General features: G+C 32.4%; 17 protein-coding genes. 11 read left to right on the plus strand and 6 right to left on the minus strand.

What is annotated here, in order from left to right; genetic code table 11:
- Nucleotides 1-43: 43 nt before the first annotated feature.
- Nucleotides 44-1,087, minus strand: a complete 1,044-nt coding sequence (locus EP747_RS12380) for a LacI family DNA-binding transcriptional regulator (protein ID WP_129690368.1) — start codon at nt 1,085-1,087, stop codon at nt 44-46.
- Nucleotides 1,088-1,314: 227 nt separating this feature from the next.
- Nucleotides 1,315-2,817, minus strand: a complete 1,503-nt coding sequence (locus tag EP747_RS12385) for an alpha-amylase family glycosyl hydrolase (protein WP_129690370.1) — start codon at nt 2,815-2,817, stop codon at nt 1,315-1,317.
- A gap of 214 nt (nt 2,818-3,031) precedes the next feature.
- On the opposite strand from EP747_RS12385, the gene EP747_RS12390 reads away from it, so the two are divergent.
- From EP747_RS12390 to EP747_RS12400, 3 genes are all read left to right on the plus strand, one after another.
- Complete coding sequence (locus EP747_RS12390; protein ID WP_129690372.1) at nt 3,032-4,804, plus strand: glycoside hydrolase family 13 protein; 1,773 nt, start codon at nt 3,032-3,034, stop codon at nt 4,802-4,804.
- 209 nt (nt 4,805-5,013) lie between these two features.
- Complete coding sequence (locus EP747_RS12395) at nt 5,014-6,240, plus strand: ammonium transporter (protein ID WP_129690677.1); 1,227 nt, start codon at nt 5,014-5,016, stop codon at nt 6,238-6,240.
- 12 nt (nt 6,241-6,252) lie between these two features.
- Complete coding sequence (locus tag EP747_RS12400) at nt 6,253-6,615, plus strand: P-II family nitrogen regulator (RefSeq protein ID WP_129690374.1); 363 nt, start codon at nt 6,253-6,255, stop codon at nt 6,613-6,615.
- 793 nt (nt 6,616-7,408) lie between these two features.
- Here EP747_RS12400 and asnB read toward each other — a convergent pair.
- Entirely contained in the window at nt 7,409-9,256 is a 1,848-nt protein-coding gene (gene asnB, locus EP747_RS12405) for an asparagine synthase (glutamine-hydrolyzing) (RefSeq protein ID WP_129690376.1), read from the minus strand.
- A 430-nt stretch (nt 9,257-9,686) separates the two neighbouring features.
- Between asnB and EP747_RS12410 the strand changes: the two genes are divergently transcribed.
- A complete protein-coding gene (locus tag EP747_RS12410; RefSeq protein ID WP_165347025.1) occupies nt 9,687-10,250 on the plus strand; it encodes a DUF2777 family protein in 564 nt (187 codons plus the stop codon).
- Between the two features lie 41 nt (nt 10,251-10,291).
- Here the strand turns inward: EP747_RS12410 and EP747_RS12415 are convergent, their stop codons facing one another.
- A complete protein-coding gene (locus tag EP747_RS12415) occupies nt 10,292-10,666 on the minus strand; it encodes a DUF1516 family protein (protein ID WP_098427745.1) in 375 nt (124 codons plus the stop codon).
- Between the two features lie 464 nt (nt 10,667-11,130).
- On the opposite strand from EP747_RS12415, the gene EP747_RS12420 reads away from it, so the two are divergent.
- The 7 genes from EP747_RS12420 (at nt 11,131) to EP747_RS12450 (ending at nt 13,625) form a co-directional block, all read left to right on the plus strand.
- A complete protein-coding gene (locus tag EP747_RS12420; protein ID WP_088012099.1) occupies nt 11,131-11,286 on the plus strand; it encodes an aspartyl-phosphate phosphatase Spo0E family protein in 156 nt (51 codons plus the stop codon).
- Between the two features lie 208 nt (nt 11,287-11,494).
- Nucleotides 11,495-11,716: a spore germination protein gene (locus EP747_RS12425; protein ID WP_129690380.1), complete on the plus strand. Its 222-nt coding sequence runs from the start codon at nt 11,495-11,497 to the stop codon at nt 11,714-11,716.
- A 13-nt stretch (nt 11,717-11,729) separates the two neighbouring features.
- Nucleotides 11,730-11,927, plus strand: coding sequence for a spore germination protein GerPB (locus EP747_RS12430; protein WP_129690382.1), 198 nt, complete (start codon nt 11,730-11,732; stop codon nt 11,925-11,927).
- A 37-nt stretch (nt 11,928-11,964) separates the two neighbouring features.
- Nucleotides 11,965-12,576, plus strand: coding sequence for a spore germination protein GerPC (gerPC, locus tag EP747_RS12435; protein WP_129690384.1), 612 nt, complete (start codon nt 11,965-11,967; stop codon nt 12,574-12,576).
- Nucleotides 12,573-12,749, plus strand: coding sequence for a spore gernimation protein GerPD (locus EP747_RS12440; protein ID WP_114344772.1), 177 nt, complete (start codon nt 12,573-12,575; stop codon nt 12,747-12,749). The genes gerPC and EP747_RS12440 overlap by 4 nt, the downstream gene beginning before the upstream one ends.
- Nucleotides 12,749-13,393, plus strand: a complete 645-nt coding sequence (locus tag EP747_RS12445) for a spore germination protein GerPE (RefSeq protein ID WP_129690386.1) — start codon at nt 12,749-12,751, stop codon at nt 13,391-13,393. The genes EP747_RS12440 and EP747_RS12445 overlap by 1 nt, the downstream gene beginning before the upstream one ends.
- Before the next feature lie 16 nt (nt 13,394-13,409).
- Nucleotides 13,410-13,625: a spore germination protein gene (locus tag EP747_RS12450; protein WP_129690388.1), complete on the plus strand. Its 216-nt coding sequence runs from the start codon at nt 13,410-13,412 to the stop codon at nt 13,623-13,625.
- Nucleotides 13,626-13,666: 41 nt separating this feature from the next.
- On the opposite strand, the gene addA is transcribed toward EP747_RS12450, so the two are convergent.
- Both addA and addB read right to left on the minus strand, forming a co-directional pair.
- On the minus strand, nt 13,667-17,407 hold the full coding sequence (gene addA, locus EP747_RS12455; RefSeq protein ID WP_129690390.1) for a helicase-exonuclease AddAB subunit AddA: 3,741 nt from the start codon (nt 17,405-17,407) through the stop codon (nt 13,667-13,669).
- On the minus strand, nt 17,400-20,906 hold the full coding sequence (gene addB / locus EP747_RS12460) for a helicase-exonuclease AddAB subunit AddB (RefSeq protein WP_129690392.1): 3,507 nt from the start codon (nt 20,904-20,906) through the stop codon (nt 17,400-17,402). Before addB ends, addA begins: the two co-directional genes overlap by 8 nt.
- Nucleotides 20,907-20,920: the final 14 nt, after the last annotated feature.

Genomic DNA, 20,920 nt, shown 5'->3' on the forward strand with positions numbered 1-20,920 from the left:
TTAAAAGAGGATGAAACTAGTCATCCTCTTTTTTAACATTTAATTAACTACTAACTAGCGTTAATCTCTCATTCTTTACACATGTACCACGGACTACTATTTTATATGGAACGATAATACTTTTTTCAGTACCATCTGGTTCTTCAATTTTTGAAATAATATTTTTCGCTGCTTCATTGCCTAATTGATAAATATTAATATCTACAGATGTTAATGGTGGGTTTGCTAATTCTGCAAAAATTGCATTATTAAAGCTAATAATTGAAATATTATTCGGGACTGAAATATTATGTTCACTTAATACACTTATAATTCCTAATGCTAATACATCATCAGTTACAACAATCGCAGTCGGAAGCTCCTTTAGTTCAAGCAATTGATTTACTGCTTTCCTTCCACCGTCTCTCGTAAATGATGTGAATATAATTTCTTCTTCATTTACTGAAAGTCCGTTTAATTGCATTGAATCTTGGAAGCCTCGTAAACGGTTTTGAGTTACAAGAAGATTACTTTCTCCTCCAACAAACGCAATTTGTCGATGTCCATGATCAATTAAATAATTGGTTACATCTCTAGCAGCTGCATAATTATCGTTATCAATATATGTTATATCATCAATTGAATGATAAGGCTTCCCTACTAATACAAAAGGAAAATTATTCTCGTTCAAATAATCAATAATCTTATCATTTTCCTTAGAGTAAAGCAGAATAATTCCATCGACTCTTCTACCTCTAATTGTTTTAATCACAGTTTGCTCAACTTCATCTTCATTGTTTCCTGTAATAAAATAAAGAGAGTAATCCTTTTGATTTGAATACGCTGTCACACCTCGAATTACTTCTGCAAAAAAAGGATTATGAAATGATGTATCTAATGCTGGTGGCAAAACTAATCCAATTGATTTCGTAGATCGATTAGCCAATGACCTTGCATTTAAATTTGGATGATAATTTAGTTCATCCATTACTTTTCTAACTTTTCTTTTTGTTTTTTCACTAATTCTTGGGTTGTTTGAGATAACTCGAGACACCGTTGAAGGCGCTACATTCGCTTTCTTCGCAACATCCTTAATTGTAATAGTCATTTTTATTCCCCTTATTTACGAATGAATGTAAACGTTATCATTTCTTCTTTAGATGTAGACTCTATTTAAAAGATTATTGATTCTTGATAAAATCCACATCTTCCTTCACAAGTCGATGTCCCGTTTATAATACTGGAATCTAGTGGATTTAATCTTTTACTAATTTGCTTAGAATACTAAAAAAGACAGCAATCATTTCAAGTATTCTAAGCTCAACTAACTAGTATTTATTTCTGCTCATTATTACGTCTTCTTGCAAACCATAAAAAGATGATAAAAGCAACAAAAATAGATGGTATTGCAATAATCACTCCAATGTTTAAGCTAGTTTTAGGTGCAACTGCATAAACATTTGAAGATTCTCTTTTAAGGACTATATCAAATCCTTTTTTATTTGGACGGACCAAATCATCATTTAACATCCCTCTTAATTCATTAGATTTTTTAACGACATCAAAATCTAAATGAACCTTTTGATCAAGAGAAGTATTATTTATTGCAACGATAGTAGTTTCATCATTATAATGTCTCTGAATTAATGTCATACCTTTTGAATCATCATAAAGTACTTTAAAATCCCCATCAGAAAGAGACGGTAAAGTTCTTCTTAATTCAGTCAGTTTTTTAATATATTTTGAAAAATCTTCATCAGTACGGAAATCCATTCCTTTTCGATTATCAGGGATGTTTCCACCATTTAGTGCAATTTCTGTCCCATAATACGTCAATGGAATCCCTGGTGTTGTAAATAAATATGCAAGTGCCAACTTTAATCTTGAAGGTGGATACTCACCTTTTGATACAGCTAATGAAACAAAGCGCTTAGTCATTTCATCATCTAAATAGTTAATCATTAATGTCGAGCCTAACTGCTTACTTAAATCAGTTTGCAGCTTCATTATGTCAGTTAAAGATTGATTTTGTGAAGAAAATGTATTTGCCAAATCAGCTACAGAATCTACATTATAAATTCCATTAAAACCTAAATTTTTATATTTATTTAGATCTATTTCACTTGAAGCATTTAAATCAGCAAATAAAATGAAATTTGGATTTTTCTTTTTTATTTCTTTGTTAAATGATTCCCAAAAAGAAACAGGTACATTATTTACTTCTTGTAAATTATATCCGTCAAAATTAGCTTGATCCATCCAATACTTAGCTGTTTCGATTAAGTAATTTGCTACCTCATTGTTTTCTTGGTTAAAATCAGGTAACCCATTTATCCATTTCTTCTCTGAACTAGTACTATTTTCGGGATTAAACCAATCCGTTTTCTTAGCAAGTTCACTATTTGGCGAAGCATTATTTGTAACAAAATCAATATAAACTTTTATATTACGTTTATGCGCTTCTTTTACTAACTTCTTAAGTTCTTTATTTGTTCCGAACCTAGGATCAATTTTTCTAAAATTAACGACTGAGAATCCATCATATGAATTTACGTCATTCTCAAAAATAGGTGAAATCGAAATAGCATTATATCCAAAATCCTTAAGATAATCTAATTTTTGGGTAATACCATCTAAATCCCCACCCTGAGATTTATTTAAATCTTTCGGATCTGTATTTTTATCATTCCTAGGATTACCATCAAAAAAACGATCGACTAAAATTCGATAAATCATTTCTTTACTTAGATCTGTTGTATTTTTTTCTGCAAAACTAATACTTGGTAACGTACTAAAAAACAGTACAGACACTAGTATTAAAAAACCAAATCGCCTCATTTTTTCTCCCCCTGCAAGACACTCGCATGTACATAAATTTCACTCTCTACATTATTTTGCAAAATATTACAATGAAATTCAAATGTTAAATTAAATTTCATAAAGATGGAAGCGATTGCACACACTATTTAATTATACTGTTACTAAATTAGATAGCAAGTTAATTCCTTATAGACATTCATAAAAAATTATACTAAAAATAAAGGGTGGTATCATGCAAATTGAATCAATATATCATCAACCATATGATCAATATGCTTTTTCAATAGATGATAAAACCTATCGTTTAAGAATTCGAACAAAAAAAGCTGATTGCACAGAAATTATTTTTTATTTCGGAGATCCATTCAAATTTAATGATTCAGGTTGGCAAATCGAATCAACACTCTCCATGTATCTTGCATTTTCCACGGAACTATTTGACTACTGGGAAGTAAATGTTATCCCTCCAAATAAACGAATGAAATATCAGTTTCTTTTAAAAAATGAGCAGGATTCTCTATTTTATGGCGAGGGCGGATTTTCAAATAATTTTAACCCTAATGATCAGTCGAACTGTTTTACATTGCCATTTCTTCATAAAAATAATTTAATATCACCTCCGAGTTGGATTAATGATACAATTTGGTATCAAATTTTCCCCGATCGATTTGCTAGTGGAAATAGCAAGAATAATCCTATCAATTCGACTCCGTGGGGCTCTACCCTACCAACAAGTTTAAGCTATTTTGGTGGTGATTTAGAAGGTGTTATTCAAAAAATAGATTATCTTAAAAATTTAGGAATATCCGGAATTTATTTAACTCCTATTTTTGAAGCAAATTCAAATCATAAATATAATACAATCAATTATTTTAGAATAGATCCTACTTTTGGAAATGAAAAAGTCTTAAAAACATTAATCGAAAAATGTCATGAAAATAATATTCGAGTAATGCTTGATGCAGTATTTAACCATACAAGTGCATCCTTTCCCCCATTTCAGGATGCCTTGCAAAACGGAAAGGAATCCGCCTTTTTTGAGTGGTTTCACTTTTTTAAAGATGAACAAAACAATGCTGCATATGAAACTTTTTCTTTTGTAAAGGAAATGCCAAAACTAAATACAGAAAATAAAGAAGTACAGAATTTTTTATTAGAAATAGGTTCTTATTGGATAAAAGAATTTAATATAGATGGTTGGCGTTTAGATGTAGCAAACGAAATCGATCATTATTTTTGGAAACTATTTAATAAAAAAATGAAGGAACTAAAAAATGATTTGTTTATTGTAGGTGAGATTTGGCACCATGCAATGCCATGGCTAAGGGGCGACGAATTCGATTCTGTTATGAATTATCCTCTAATGAAATCACTTTTTGCTTATTTCGGTTATCAATCGATTTCAAAGATACAATTTCAATATTCGATTAACGATTTAATAGCTCAATATCCATTATCTGTGATCAAAGCACTCTTCAATGTATTAGGTTCACATGATACACCAAGAATACTGACACAATGTAATCAAAATGAAAAAAGAGTGATACTATTATACGTCTTTTTATTTACTTTCTTTGGAACCCCATGTATCTATTACGGAGATGAAATTGGTCTAAAAGGTGGAAATGACCCTGAATGCCGAAGCTGTATGCTTTGGGACAAATCTCAATATAATTTAAGTATCTTTGATTCAATAAAAAAACTGATTTCGATAAGAAAAAAATACCCAGTTTTAGAAAATGACGGTGAGTTTAATTGGGTACAAACTGACCAACCTGACATTGTTATGTATGAAAGGAAGAATAATCAATTTCATTTTTTTATCATAATTAATAACTCCAGCGAAAAACAATCAGTTAAAGTACCAATAAATTTAGGTAAGAAAAGAATTACAAATGTATGGAATGGCGAACAGTTTGCAACTGAATCTGATTCAATTGGTGTTGATCTACCAGAGACCGACTTTTTAATCTTACAATTAGAAGATACAGACTCATTTAGTTGAGTCTGTATTTTTATTCACTATTTTACGATATGTTAGATTTTCTAACAAATTAGATAAATGTTAGCGTTTTCATTATTTTTTTATATATTTTTTTGGCATTTTCATGAAATTATTATTGAATTTTGCATATATTCTGAATATGATAACTTATATAACATTTAATGTTATAAAAACTAACATTAAAGAAATGGGGAATTAAGATGAACGGTATTCAAGCTGCGGATAGTGTATTTCTTTTTATTTCAACTGTTTTAGTCATGATTATGACACCTGGTTTAGCACTTTTTTACGGCGGTATGGTTAAAAGTAAAAACGTATTAAGTACTACAATGCATAGCTATGCTGCCATGGCAATTGTATCAATCCAGTGGGTGTTAATTGGCTACTCTTTAGCATTCGGTCCAGATTTTAATCATTTGATTGGTAATTTTTCATGGGCAGCATTAAAGGATGTTGGTTTTACTCCAAATGATAACTACAGCGCAACAGTCCCTCATAATCTTTTCATGATGTTCCAGCTAATGTTTGCAATTTTAACTCCTGCTCTTATATCAGGTGCCTTCGCTGAGCGCATGAAATTTTCAGCATTTCTATTATTTACTCTTTTATGGACAACATTTGTTTATGATCCATTAGCTCACTGGGTTTGGGGCGTGGATGGGTGGCTTCGTAATCTAGGTGCTTTAGACTTCGCTGGCGGAACAGTTGTCCATATTTCCTCTGGTGTTTCAGGTTTAGTTCTGGCTCTTCTTCTTGGTAAAAGACGTGATTTCGGCTCTACATCACCTCATCATTTACCACTAACTGTATTAGGCGCTGGTCTATTATGGTTTGGGTGGTTCGGATTTAATGTTGGTAGTGCTTTAACATTAAATGATGTGGCATTAACTGCATTCATTAATACAAATACTGCAGCTGCTGCAGCTTCAGTTGCTTGGGTGCTGGTGGAATGGTACGTAAATAAAAAGCCTACTATTTTAGGTGGCGTTAGTGGTGCCGTAGCTGGTTTAGTTGCAATTACACCTGCTTGCGGTTTCGTCACTCCTCTCTCATCAATCGTGATTGGATTTTTAGGTGGCGTCATATGCTTTTTAGCAGTAACTTACTTAAAATATAAATTCGGATATGACGATGCTTTAGACGCATTCGGTTGTCACGGAATCGGAGGGACATGGGGAGCTATTGCAACAGGATTATTCGCCACAAAATCAGTAAATAGTGCTGGTGCAAACGGACTTTTTTACGGTGACATAACACTTCTTTGGAAACAACTACTCGCAATCGGAGCAACCTATCTTTTTGCAGGAGTTATTACCTTTTTAATTGTGAAAGTTATAGGCCTTTTCATCAGCATTCGTGTCGATCAAGAGGAAGAAAACCTCGGCCTTGACTTAAGCATTCATGGAGAAAAAGCATACCACGACGCAAGTATTTAAGGAGGGATAAAAATGTCTGCAAAATTAACGAAAATTGAAATCATTACTCGGCCAGATAAATTTGATGTTTTAAAAGATGCCCTTTCAAAAGTAGGGATCACAGGAATGACCGTAACGAACGTTTTAGGATGCGGAATGCAATCAGGCTATACGGAAGTGTATCGAGGAAAAAAACGAACGATCAATTTACATGAAAAAATTAAGGTTGAAATAGTCGTATGTGACGTACCAGTTCAAGCTGTTATTGATGAAGCAAAAAGAGTTTTAAAAACAGGAAAACCTGGGGATGGTAAAATATTTGTATATCCTATTGAAAACGCGATTAAAATCCGCACTGGGGAGGAAGGAAGAGACGCATTACAAAACGATTATTAGATTTTTAAAACCTAGTCGTTATATATGACTAGGTTTTCAGAGTGTTGAAATATATTGTAGTCAATATTGAAAATACCAACCTTAAATGAATTTCTATGAAAAAAATGTATATTTAATATTGTTTAATCTGTCATCTCATTGATAAATAAGTGATTTTGGTTGATATATAAATGTTTTAACTAACTCGTGAAAATTAAAATATCTTCTTTTTTGACGATCAATATTAAGATGTGTAAGTCGTTATCATAAGTTACAATTTGATTAATAAAGGGTAATTCATTCGTTCAATTAACTATTCAATTGTTTTTAAGATTATTATTTTTTTATAAAGAACTTGATTGGAACGAAAGGGCGCTCGACTCCTATGGGAGAAGCGGGAAGACTGAGACCCCACAGGCGACGCCGAGGAGGCTCAAGAATCTCGCCCCATGGAAAGCGAGCACCCTGTAGTGGAAATCATATGACACAACTTACTTATCAATGATCAATCCAACAATTTAATTGACAAATTCTTTTTTCAACAGCATGAAAACCTAGTCGTTATATATGACTAGGTTTTTTATTGATTAATAATATAGTACATTTACACAGATGAAATTTAAGGCTAATGCACTTATGAAACTTATCAATTTACGCTTAGTGCAACTGTCCCTCAGCGTTTAGAATTTTACACACAGATTCCTTCTTATCGTTTTTAATTGCGATTCTCATTTTTAATTTGCAGTTCCGCACCCTACTCTAGCTTCTTTATTTAAACATACAAAAAAGAGGTGAAAAAGATCACCCCTATACTTTAAGCTTTCACATTAATATTGAATTTTTTAAACCAAACATGAATTTGATATAAATGAGCTAGTAATTGAGGTCCAGACATTAATTGTCCGTACCATGGAACTTGAAATGCTTTTCCTTCACTTTCAACTAAACTATTTAATTGCTCTTTATCAAGAAACTCGTAAAGAGCTGAGCTTTTATCTTTTAATGCTTCTTTTAATTTTTGAACAACTAATTTTGTATATACCGGGTTATGCGTCTTTGGATACGGGCTTTTTTTGCGGTATAAGATATCATCTGGCAACAGACCTTCAAGTGATTTTCTTAAGATACCTTTTTCGCGATCTCCATACATTTTAAGCTCCCAAGGGATATTCCATACATATTCGACAAGTCGGTGATCTGCAAAAGGAACACGCACTTCAAGGCTCGCTCCCATACTCATCCGATCTTTTCGATCTAATAATTGCGCCATAAACCATTGACGATTTAAATAAAACAGTTGTCTTCTTTTAGCTTCTAATGGACTTTCTCCTTCAAGGATTGGCGTTTCTTTTACAGTCTCATTGTATCGATCTTGAACGTACTGTGCTAAATTTAGTTTCTTACTCCATTCGTCTTTTAAAAGCTTTTGACGAAGTTCTGTTGATCTCATCCAAGGAAACGCTGGTCTATTCAAATCATCTTCTCGGTGAAACCATGGATACCCACCAAAAATTTCATCAGCACATTCTCCTGATAAACCTACTACAAAGTTCTGTTTAATTTTTTGACAAAACCATAATAATGAAGAATCGACATCCGCCATTCCTGGAAGATCACGACACTCTGTAGCTTCATCTAAATATTGAACCAGTTCTTCATTTGTAATGACACATCTTTGATGATTTGTATTAAAGGTTGAAGACATTAGCTCAATCCAAGGTGCATCTGAATTTGGTTGGAATACACTTGATGTAAAGTATTTATCATTTTCTTCATAATCGATTGAATATGTGGTTAATTGTCCTTTTCCTTCTTTAGCGTAATGATTTGCAGCGATTGCTGTAATCGTACTAGAATCCACTCCACCTGATAAAAATGTACATAATGGCACATCGGAAACCAATTGTCTTACGATTGCATCTTCAACATAAAAACGTACCTTTTCAATCGTTTCATCAACTGAATCCGTGTGTATATCGCTTTTAACATCCCAATATTTCCATATTTTAAGTCCATTTCTTGAGAAAGTCATAGCATGACCACCACGGAGTTCTTTAATTCCATCAAAAACACCATTACCAGGCGTACGAGATGGACCAAGTCCAAATACTTCTGAGAGCCCTTCTTCAGTTAATTCAGCCTTTACTCCAGGGTTTGCTAAAATTGCCTTTACTTCTGAAGCAAATAATAATCTTTTATAGTCTTCTTTATAAAATAGAGGTTTAACACCTAAACGATCTCTTGCAATGAATACACTTTCCTTTTCTTCATCCCAGATTGCAAAAGCAAATATTCCATTAAATTTGTCTACACAAGCTTCCTTCCACTCAATATAACTTGTAAGTAGAACCTCAGTATCTGAATGCCCTTGAAATGTGTAGCCTCTTTTTAAAAGTTCTTTTCTAATATCCTCTGTATTATACAACTCACCATTGTAGCAAAGCGTATACGTGAAGTTACCTTTCGTCTTACGCATCGGTTGTTTTCCACCTACCGGATCAACTACAACTAATCTTTTGTGGCCAAAACTACAATGATTCGACGTCCAAATATTCGTATCATCTGGACCTCGTTTAGACAATGTTTCAGCCATTTTTTTTGTCACTGAATTTACATTAGATAAATCCTTTTGAAAATCTGCCCACCCAGTTATACCGCACATGTTTTTTTCTCCTTTCTGGGCTATTTCCCTATAAAACTAAAGTTAATTCTATATCGTATTATTGTTTTTAAAAATAGGTGCGTTAATCCTCAAAAAAAGTTGGTAACTTATCATTATTTGTCCATACGTTTTTTTAATTTTTGCATAGTTATAAAATAGTTAAGTTATGTCAATAAATGAAAAAAGTAGCAGCTTTATTAAATAAACGCAGCTATTATGATTTATAAATCCTAATACCGGTCGGAAAATAGAGTAAAATTTTTAATCCATTTAAAACAATATTCGAGATTCAAAAAAAGGTTCGAACGAAAAAAGATTCTATTAGATACTTAATTTTATGATTCAATAAAATGTCCGAATCACTACTTTTCATCTGAACCTATGTAAATAAACAATGAACAGCAGAACGCTTGTAACTGGAGGTTACTTAATGCAATTTAAGCACCGATCACAATTATTTCAAAAGCAACCTCGCGCTTTTACTATTGGAGCAATTGAAGAAATAAATGATGAATGGGTCTTTTTCGATGATGAAACTGATGAGGCATTTTTACTTGAGGATCTTATCGATGAAGATTTTGAAGTTTCTATAAATGAAGAGTGGGTTCCTGCTTCATTAAAAAATGGTAATTTTCTTATTCAGTATTCCAAAAAGAAAAAATTACAAAACGGCGATATCCTTCGTATTCAAAGAAAGCTTTTATATAGCTTCGATTCACTCTTGAAAAATTTGAGCGATGAATCATTTTATACTTTAGCATACCTACTAAATACACATAGTTTTTCCCTATACGATTGCTTGTACTGTCATAACTTCCTTTCATTTCAACCTGAAGGTTCACCTTCAGAAGGAGTAAATTTCATCGTATTTGATAATGGAGAACTTGTTTGTTCAGTATATCACCAATTTAGAATTTCATCTGAAGAACAAAACCATCGATTTGAACTTACGAAAGCAACAGGTAATCGCTACCTATTAACACAACTTTCATAAATACAAAAAACTGCCACAAGAAAATTGTGACAGTTTTTTTATTAAGCAAAGAAGTGAAAACCTTGTGGTAATCTAAATCCTAAATATAATAAAGCTAAAATAAATACTGTAAAAATAGTTGCAGGAACAACCATTTTACGGTGTTTCTTAGAAGACACTGTGAAATATTCAAACACACCTAACATAAGAATACCAAGTGTCATTTTTACGTTATAAAGCATCATCATATTAGACGGCATATTTTCTTTATTAGAAATATGTATAAATAAATACAGCCCAGTTCCTAAAATAACGAAGTATAAAAGTCGTAAAATCATATGGGCAACTTTCACATTCCAACCATTTTTGTATCCATGCCCAACAATTAAAGCTAAAATAATAGCGATTACCCACGATGTAATATGTAAGTGAATCATTTCATTTCCTCCCAAATATATATTCTAAATAATCATAACATAAGTACTTGAATAAGGAAAAATGTAGATGAAATGGAAATAGAAAAGATTTTAAAAAATTCACAAATTGTTCAAAATATAAACTATGATTTTATACCTATTAACCGTTATAAAAAACATGACATAATATTCATTTTTAAAAAACGAAAATTATATTAATCTAGGATTGTAATCTACTGTCGAAAATAAATTCAATATCATCTATAGCTCCTTACAATTCGACACTCCGTATAGTTTATCCTACAAAAACCTTTCAATTTCCACTATCCCAAGATGGAATGCAGATGAATATTGTAGTATTTTGTAAATTTTACACTTCTTTTAGCGAATGTCTTCTCATATGAAAATGATTTTGTATAATAGCATTACATACATCGTGAGACCTAGACATAATTCCCTATTCTTGAACAAAGTTGGTGACTAAATTGCTGCTTCATGTTATAGAGAAAAAACGGGCCCGAATGGTATATTATGCGGGACGATATGGTTTTACAAACAAGAAAACAGTTTTATGTAGCCAGGAATTGGACAGGCTCATGAATATGATCTCGACCTTCACCTCTTCTAAAAGGAGAGCCTAATAGCTAGCTTGCGATTAGTTTATTCTAATTGCAGCTAGTATTTTTTTTTTGGTTATAGAATAAGATATCTCATCTCTTTTTATTTCCCCTTCCCCCTTTTCTTCCTATTATAAAAATTAATACTTCTTAACAATACATAGTCTACAATCACGTTTTAGGTTAAATGGCCATATAATACATAATCATAAAAAACAAAGGGTGTACAGTCATGCCTGCTTATGTTGGAGTAATTAATATTGTCAGTATCGGTAGTAGTGGTGTAGTTAACGTGGGTGACGCATATAATATCATACCTAAAAGTAATGCTCAAACGTACGCCGGTGCTGGTTCGTTTAATACAGGTGATAATGTAACTGTTTATAACAACAAAAGTATTTCGAACGTATATGATCAAGATCAAGTTGATCAACCAATGATTGGCAACATGTAAAGGAGGGTGTCGTTTGAATATATATATACATCAAACAATTATTATTAATCAACTAAAAACTGGTGGGATAGTAAACTCATCTGTTTTTCAAATTGGTACAACAGGAAATATAAATGCAAAAACGATAACGAATAATACTGGAGATTATTTAGAACCAGCACCACCACTTACTGAACCAGGTCAAATCGTTCAAACTTCGCAAGAGACATAAATTTATTCCTGTAGCAAATTGAAAGCGAGGGAATTCTATGAATCAACTAGAGTTAAGACAGACTCAAATTGAGCAATTACTATATGAACAGTCCCAAATAATTGAACAATTAAAAGCTAAAATTGCTCAGCTTGAGGTTACTGTTATTGAACTTTCTCAAAGACCTGAGACAAAAATTGATAAAATTGAATACAAATTTGACCAATTAAAAGTAGAAAATTTAAATGGTACGTTAACAATCGGGCTAAATCCACTTCAAGCCCCAACATTCGATGATTTAACAGTGGAAAACCAACAAATTGATATTAAACCTGACAATAATATGAAAGCTTTGAAATCATATATAGAAGAAAGAATTCATTTCCATTTAAAGGAAGAAGCACTAGAAACCATTCTCCAATTAGAAACAGAGCTTAGAGTTGCAGTTGATGATTATTACCGTCAAATGATGATCGATGATATTCGAAATCAAATGGATATTAGAATTCCTTACTATATTGATTTATATAAAAATAAACCAAACTTCGCTGATAATCCGCTCCAATATTCAGAAGAAGTCGTTTTACACATGTTAAGAGATATTCGAACTGCCTATAGTGCCTTTTTACAAAACTTACCGCATAATATCGGAAAGGAGAATAAAGGATGAATTTAAATGTAACAAATTGCAATTTACAAGTAGAGGAAATAAAATTTACAGCGATTTCATCATCTTCATTATTTTTGATTGGAGATGCTCATAATATTTCACTATCCTCTATATTTGACACACCACCTGAATCGTTAATAGTTGGACCATTTGTACCTTTATCTGTAAGTTAATGTTTAAAATTGATCCAAGATTTCGTTTAGCCGCTGTAGAAAGATATGATGTAAATACAGTACTATTTTCAAGCATTTTACAGTTTGGGGATGCATTTTCAATAAATGCAGAGTCAAATGCTCTCGCGCTTCAAGAAGAAGGAAATATACTTGCTGTTCCAAGCAGAGATGTTTTTGAAATTTATCCACTTTATAAAGTAATTCCAAAACATCTTCCATATGTACCAAATGTAAAATTAAATCGTGTAAATCTTAACCCGACAATCCAAGTTGGTTCTATTAATTATAATGGTATAAGTTCAGCGAGTGCTTCTGTTATAGGGTCAGTTCATAGTGCCACAATGTTAGCACGAGTCCATCAAATACGACATTTTCTCTCACCACCTACAATACACTACCAAACTCCTGGCATTAGTCATGCTCAACCTACATTTTCTCAACTAATGCAGCCACTCGTGACAGGATCGATGCAACCAACTCAATCAGATGTACTTGTTCAACCAACAGTACCAGTTTCGCCAGTAGTAACAGCACACACTGTAGTACCAGTAGCACCTGTAGTTCCGGTGCATACAGTAGTACCAACCGTGCCTTCAGTACCTGTAGTACCAGCACGGAAAAAAGAACCAAAATTAACAGATTAAGAAAGGAGAATACTTCATGCCAACATTTCTAGGTGCAATCGTTATCACAAGCAATGAAGGAAATATAAATACTGGAGATCTTAATAATATCTCACCAAAAACGCAAACAAAATCATATTTTGGCTCAGGTTCAGGAAATACTGGGTTTATCCCAGCAACTATAAGCGGTGCAAGTGCAACTAATACTTTAGATGCTGATTTAGTAGATCAAAATGAAGTCGCAACTCTATAATTCCCAAAAAAGAAAAGCGATGCAAAATGCATCGCTTTTTTCTATAACTCTACAATATGACTACCATCAAAAAAGTATAGATATTTAGCTTTAACCTTTTTATCCATACCCGCTTCAATTGCCTTTGAATAAAGATCGAGTTGAACACCGTATCTTCTAATTGCTTCTTGCTTCAAGGCATCGCTTGTTGCAAACGCTCCAGTTCGATCGGTTTTATAATCAATTAATATAACCTCGTCCCCATCAATTAAAAGTAAGTCAATGATCCCTTGGATTAATACAACTTCCTCTTCTTCCTTCCAATCTTTATAAATTTCATTTGTTGAAACACCATAACTAAATGGTACTTCACGCATATTTTGATTTGAGTTTGTCACTAATTGACCAAGCTCTGACTGACAGAATTCAAAAATCTCCAGGCTATTTACAGCTTCCCCTTGCTCTTGTGTAATTAATTCTTTTAAAACCATACTATTTATCTGATCTTTGATTTCTTCATGAGATGAAACAAATTGATAATCTAAATTTTGCATAACAGCATGGGTAGCAGTTCCTTTTTCAGCTGAGTTCATTTTTTGTTCTGTCATAAATTTCGGTCTTTCAAGTGGAAAATCTTTTGATTTAGTCGCTGTAAAACTTTGACTATATGGATCCTCCTCTTGCATTTTTCTTTTTAATTCTGTAACAGATTGTTTTGGTCGATAAAGAGTTGATTGCCTATGATTATATTGCCAGTTTAATTGATTCTCTAGTTTTTCATGAAGCTCATCATTATTAATTTGAATCGGTTCCTTTAACTGAAATGCTTGAAATACTTCGACTTTATTATTTTCTACTTCCTCAGCTTCTAATGATTGAATTGTAGAAGCATCTACAATTGAATAATTCCAGCGACATGGGTAAAACTGAATTTCATTTTTTGTATGCCACAAATCATCTTCGAGTCTAATTGCATTACTAGAATCGTGACGAATGATAGAAGGACCAATCCAATCTAGATAACTTTTAGCACCACTAATAACGTTTAATGGTAGAAGCCACTCTTTATGGTTTTCAACTTCCTTCCATCTTTCAATCATTTTTTGTGCATCATTTACTTTACCTACTAAAATAAGCTTTTCTCTTGCACGAGTTAATGCAACATAAAGAATTCGTAACTCCTCCGAAATTAACTCTTCTTGTTCCTTGCGCTTGATTGTTTCCTTCAAAAGAGTTGAATTAGTCGTACGATACGCAGGATGTACAAAATTCATACCTAGACCTAATTCCTTTTGTAAAATGAATTTTGCCCTTAAATCCTGCATATTAAATTGCTTAGATGTATTCACGACAAACACGACAGGAAACTCTAATCCCTTACTTTTATGGATTGTCATCATTTGAACGACATTTTCTTGATCACTTAAAATACGAACCTCATCTAGCTTTTCATCTCTTTCTTGCATACGATCTAAAAATCTTAAAAACTGAAATAGACTTCTATAATTTGATTCTTCTAATGCTTTAGCTCGATCAAATATTGTAATTAAATTTGCTTGCCTTTGTTTACCTCCTGGTAAGCCTCCGACAAAGTCATAGTATGTAGATTCCTTTAATACCTTCCAAATAAAGATTGAAAGTGTCTCCCTTTTAACGAGTCGTTTCCATTCCTTTATTTGTGTAAAGAAATTTACTAATTTAATTGAAAGTTGTTTATGACGGTTTTCATAATTATTTAGATAATCTTGACATGCATCGTAAAAGGATCCATTTTTATGATTAAGTCTAATCATCGTTAATTCCGGTTCCGAAAGACCAACAATTGGAGAACGTAGGACAGATGCGAGCGGAATATCTTGTATCGTATTATCAATTAGCTTTAATAAATTTAAAAAGACGGCCACTTCAATTGTTTGAAATAAGTCCTTTGATTTCTCAGCATATAGCGGTATACCTAGCGCTTTGCATTCTTCTATATACAAATCAGCATTCGATAATGACCGGCCTAAAATAGCAATATCATTATATTTTACTGGTCTCATTTCTCCAGTCTTTTCCGTTACTAAATATTCACTTTCAACTAAATCCTTTATTCTTCTCGCTACGTACCTTGCCTCTATTTGTTCAAGCTTTTCCTCAACAAGATCATCACCTTCTTGTTCACTGTACTCAGGCTCATTTTCTTCTTCATCCGAATTCGTTAATAAGATTAATTCAGAAGCGCAATCCGAGTATTCAGGATAGCTCGCACCAAGCTTTAACATCGCATCTTCATCATACTCAATTCCACCAATTTCTCTTCCCATGATTTGTTGAAAAATAAAATTGGTTGCATCTAATACTTCCGCTCTACTTCTAAAGTTTTTAGATAAATCGATTCTCAAGCCAGTTCTGTCATTTTTCTCTTTTTCATATAAATTGTATTTATTTATAAATAGCTGTGGTTCTGCTAATCGGAAGCGATAGATTGATTGCTTAACATCTCCAACCATAAAAAGATTACCAGAAGCTCCCGTGCCTTTTGTGATTAATCTTAAAATCGATTCTTGTACATAGTTCGTATCTTGATATTCATCAACTAACACTTCATTAAACTTTTCTTGGTAAACTCTTGCAACCGATGAAGGTACTAATAAATCTTTTTCGTCTTTTTCCTTTAAAATTTCAAGTGCATAGTGTTCTAAATCATTGAAATCTAAAATTCCATTTTCCAATTTTGCTTGTTTAAATAACACGATAAAACGATTAACAAGTTCAATTAACTTTTCAACTAAAGGCTTTAATTCACTTATTTGTTTTAATTGAATATCAATACTTCGACTAAAATACTTATCTCTTATATCATCAATCTTCTTTTTAACATCTTTTCGGAAATTCGCTACTAATTCCTTTTTCTGTTGATCTCCTTCTGTCTTTTTAATAGTTGGCAATCGATTAAATACTATTTTTTGTATACCAACATTAATTTCTTCCCATGATTTATCTGAAGCATGAAATAAACATTCTAAATTACCATACTCCTCTTTAAACACTTCAGCATACTTAATTGGGCCATCAGGACTTTCAATGATATCTAATGCTTGTTTATAAGTGTTTATACAAGCAATCATATCTTCTTGAATAAATTTCTTAAGCTCTTTAATAAAAGGGATCTCATCAACTGGTTTGCTCACTATATTATATTGATTAATAAAAGCATTTAAAAACTCACTCGGGTTTGGGTTAGAAATTGCATGACGATATAGCTTTAATATTAACTTTGGTAAATCATTATCATCTCGATCACTAGTATATCGATCAACTAAATCAAAGAAGACTAAATTAGATTCGTCACTGTATTCTGACTCCATCAACTCTTCTAACACTTCATCCATCAGTAATTGAATCTCAATTTCTTCTGCAGTACGGAAGTTTGGATCCAATTCTACCATATAATAATTTGATCGAATGACTTCAGTACAAAAAGAGTGAATAGTTGAGATTGAAGCTTTATTTAACAAAGAAGCTTGTTTCCTTAAATGATCAGATTCAGGATTATTTACAAGTTGTTTCTCTAATGCAATCCCGATCCTTTCTTTCATTTCCTGGGCACTTGCTTTTGTAAAAGTAACAACAAGTAATTCATCAACATTTATTGGATTTTCATCGCGAATGATTTTTTGAATAATTCGTTCAACAAGAACAGCCGTCTTTCCAGAACCAGCGGCAGCGGCTACAAGAATATCTGACCCTTCGAAATCGATTGCTTTTTGCTGGTCGACTGTCCATGTTGTTTTACTTGCGTTATTTTCTTCTTTACTCATCTTTATTCACCACCTCGATCATTTTTTGTAATGCTTCGCTATCTTCTAAAGGAGGTAGAACACGATATTCATTTCCTTTTACATTCGCATCAAATTGACATACCGATTGGTACGAGCAATATGTACATGGTATTTTATCTTTTTGCTGATATGGATTTGCTTCTACAAAACCGTTGTAAATTTGCTGACCAGCTTCAGTAAATTTTTGCTTTATATAATTCGTCATCATTGGATATTGTTCAGGCTTTACCGTTTTTGAATATTTAGCCATATACTCTCCGGTTTTTTTAAGCCTAATCGGCACAATTTTTGAAGAGCTTCCGTCTTGAATTAATGCTTCATCCATTAACGTATTACTTTCACGATCTTCTAATAGTAATCCATTCATTTTAAACTTTTTAAAGATCTCATCCTGAATTTCATCGAGTTCGATATTATTTTTAACTTTAACTATCGGATTTTGAACATGGAAATAAAGAATACCAGCAGGGTCCGCGTGTTTTCCAAGTAAAGTTGTTGAATTTGCTACAGCTATATCTAAATAAGTTAGTAACTGTAAAGCAAGTCCGTAGTAAACATCTGATAATTTTAATTCCTTTTTCGTTGATTTATAATCCAAAATTCGTAAGTAATCGCCTTTTTCACTTGTTGCTTTATCAATTCGGTCAATTCGGCCATTTAATACCATTCTTCTCTTCCCATCAATCGGAAGTTCATAAGAATTTAACTGTTTACCCATACCGAATGGAACTTCTAAAGCAACAGGAACGAATTTACCTGCATGCTCTTGTTGACTTAAAATTGAGGATACTTTAGCAATAACATCCTTCATTTTTTTCTTTAAAAACATATATCGATTCGTACTTAGCAAAATCTCACGTTGAAACTTTGGAGAAATTTCATCTACTACTTTTGCTGCTAATTCATCACATTCTGAATTCGTTAAACTACTCCAACTTTTCCCAGCCTGTAAAAGATTCTCTCCAATAATTGTTAAAGCACTGTGGAATAATTGACCCATATCAAATGATTCAAACTTATAAATCTCACGTTCTTGAAGCTTTAGACCATATCGTGCAAAATGGGCATATGCACATTGATGGAAAAGCTCAATTCGTGATACCGATCCACTCAATTCTTCGCCATATAATTCTGTACTTAAATCTTCTCCAAGATCCTTTGCAACATTGTTATACATAACACTACTTATCACTTTATACAGTTTATCTTTTGAATCAGAATTTTCTCGTAAGACATTATAAAGCGTCCACCATAAATCCATATTCGTTTCAGTTTCCTTAGTCGACCAAACTTGAAGCTGAGATACTAAATTCGTTAACGCTGTACCATAATTGGCTATAGATCTTAGCTGTTCTTCTACGGAACTAAATGTTAAGTCTCCACTTTCAAATCGTTGTTGTATATTTGGAAAAATCGATTTTATTCTTTGGATGAGATTTGATGGGGCAAGACTTTTCCCATCATCACTTGCTAACGGATAACTAATTATTAACTCATGACTTGCTCGATTAATTCCAGTATAGATATTAAAATTTTCTACAAATAATTGGTGCTTACTTGTTGGTGCTACTTCCACACCAAATGATTGTAAAAACTCTCGGGCAGTATCGCCTAATAATCCGTCTTCATTAGCCTTCCTTGGAATAACACCTTCATTTACACCAATGATATAAGCACACTTTACATTTTGTAATCTTGAATGATCAAAAGCAGCTATGTTTACTTGATCTAATGATGCAGGAACATTCGCAAATTGAAGTGATTGAAAACCAGTTTGAAGAATTTCAAAAAATGTTTTACGAGACAGCTTTTCTTCTCCAATTAATTCAACGCATTCATCTAAAAGTTGAATAAACCCTTTCCAAACTTGCTCGTGATCTTTGCTTTCAATTAAATTGGATCGATTTTCAGCATCATCCTTTAAATGTTGAAGCTTCCTTGAAATATCTAGTGATTCAACAAACTCATACAAAGCTACACACATTTCTCTCGCATTTTTTGCTTGCTTTAGATTGCTTTGAAATGTAAGAATTGGCTTTACTAATAAATCTCTTACTGAATTAATTAATGCCTCGAATTCTAGCTCTTCATTTGTTATCCCTTTATCAATTCCTTCAGTTGAGCGATACTTTCGATACTTCCACGGCTCTTCAATCGTCCACTTTTTCCCTTGCTTTCCATACGCCATGCAATAATTCTCAAATAACTCGAGCTGTTCACGATTCTTATCACGATTACTTTCAAATGGATATACTAATTCCGTTTTATATGCATTGAAGATTGATTCATATCTCCAATTTTTTTGAATGATATCGAAAGTAGCTTGTAAAAACGTAAATAATGGATGCCTTAGCATTGAACGCTTTTCTTCTATGAAAATGGGTATTTGGTACGCATGAAAAATAGTTGAAATCAAATGTGAATACGAATCTCCATTTCTTAAGAAAATTGCTATATCACGATATCGGTATCCTTGATCACGTACCTTATTAATAATATCTTTCGCAATCCCATTTACTTCAGCTCGACGATTAGATGCCGACATAATCTTAATTCCATCTGATTCAAACGAAGGTTTAACTGGTCTGTTATCAAAATTCGTTTCGAAATACTTCAAATCATTCGATTGATTTCTAAAGTTATGATGACAAATAACAGGTTGCTCTATTGTTTGCTTTGTCTTTAAAGCAATCTCTTTAATTTGTTGATATAGAAGCGCTGGTTTATAAAATAAATTTAATTCATGTGGTAAAAAATCATCATATTGCCGGTCGATTGTTAGAGAGAACTTTACCTCACTACAATATCTCATTAACTCCTCAACTACATTTCTCTCTTGGGGTGCCAAGTCATAATATCCATCAATATAAATAATACTGTCTTTTATATACTCACTTTTAGGTAATTCTTGAATCAATAAATTTAAATAGTCTTCTGAATCAAGATACTTATCTTTCATATATGTATTAAAAGCATCAAACACTATTTGAATATCATTTATCTTTTGTTGGATAAAGATATGATCCTTTGATGAATTTTGCTCCATTTGTAAAATAACGGAGGATAATTCATCTGAAGAAACTTGAAAACCTTTAAACTCAGCAATAAGACCTGTTAGTTCCTTATAAAAACCTTGTCGATCAGCAACGTGTTGAAATATTTTCAATTCTTCTTTCTTTTCTTCAATAATCTTTCGAAGAATCATAGAAATTCCAATTTCACCAATATGAATCCGACTGATTCCACCTGTTTCTTGTAAAACCTTCCAAGCTAATCGAGTAAAACTAAAAACTTGAGAATTAATAATTGCTTTTTTTTCCTGCCTTTTAACTAATTCATATTCCATCTGAAATGTCATTTGATCAGGTACAATAAAGATGATATTTTTTGTTTCATTCTTTAATCTATTTGTAATTTCATTTAAAATATGATGCGTTTTTCCACTACCTGCACGTCCTAATATAAATTGAAACGACATAAAATCCCCTCCTT

This window comes from Gottfriedia acidiceleris (assembly GCF_004138285.1).
In the GTDB taxonomy this organism is placed as follows: Bacteria; Bacillota; Bacilli; order Bacillales; family Bacillaceae_G; genus Gottfriedia; species Gottfriedia acidiceleris_A.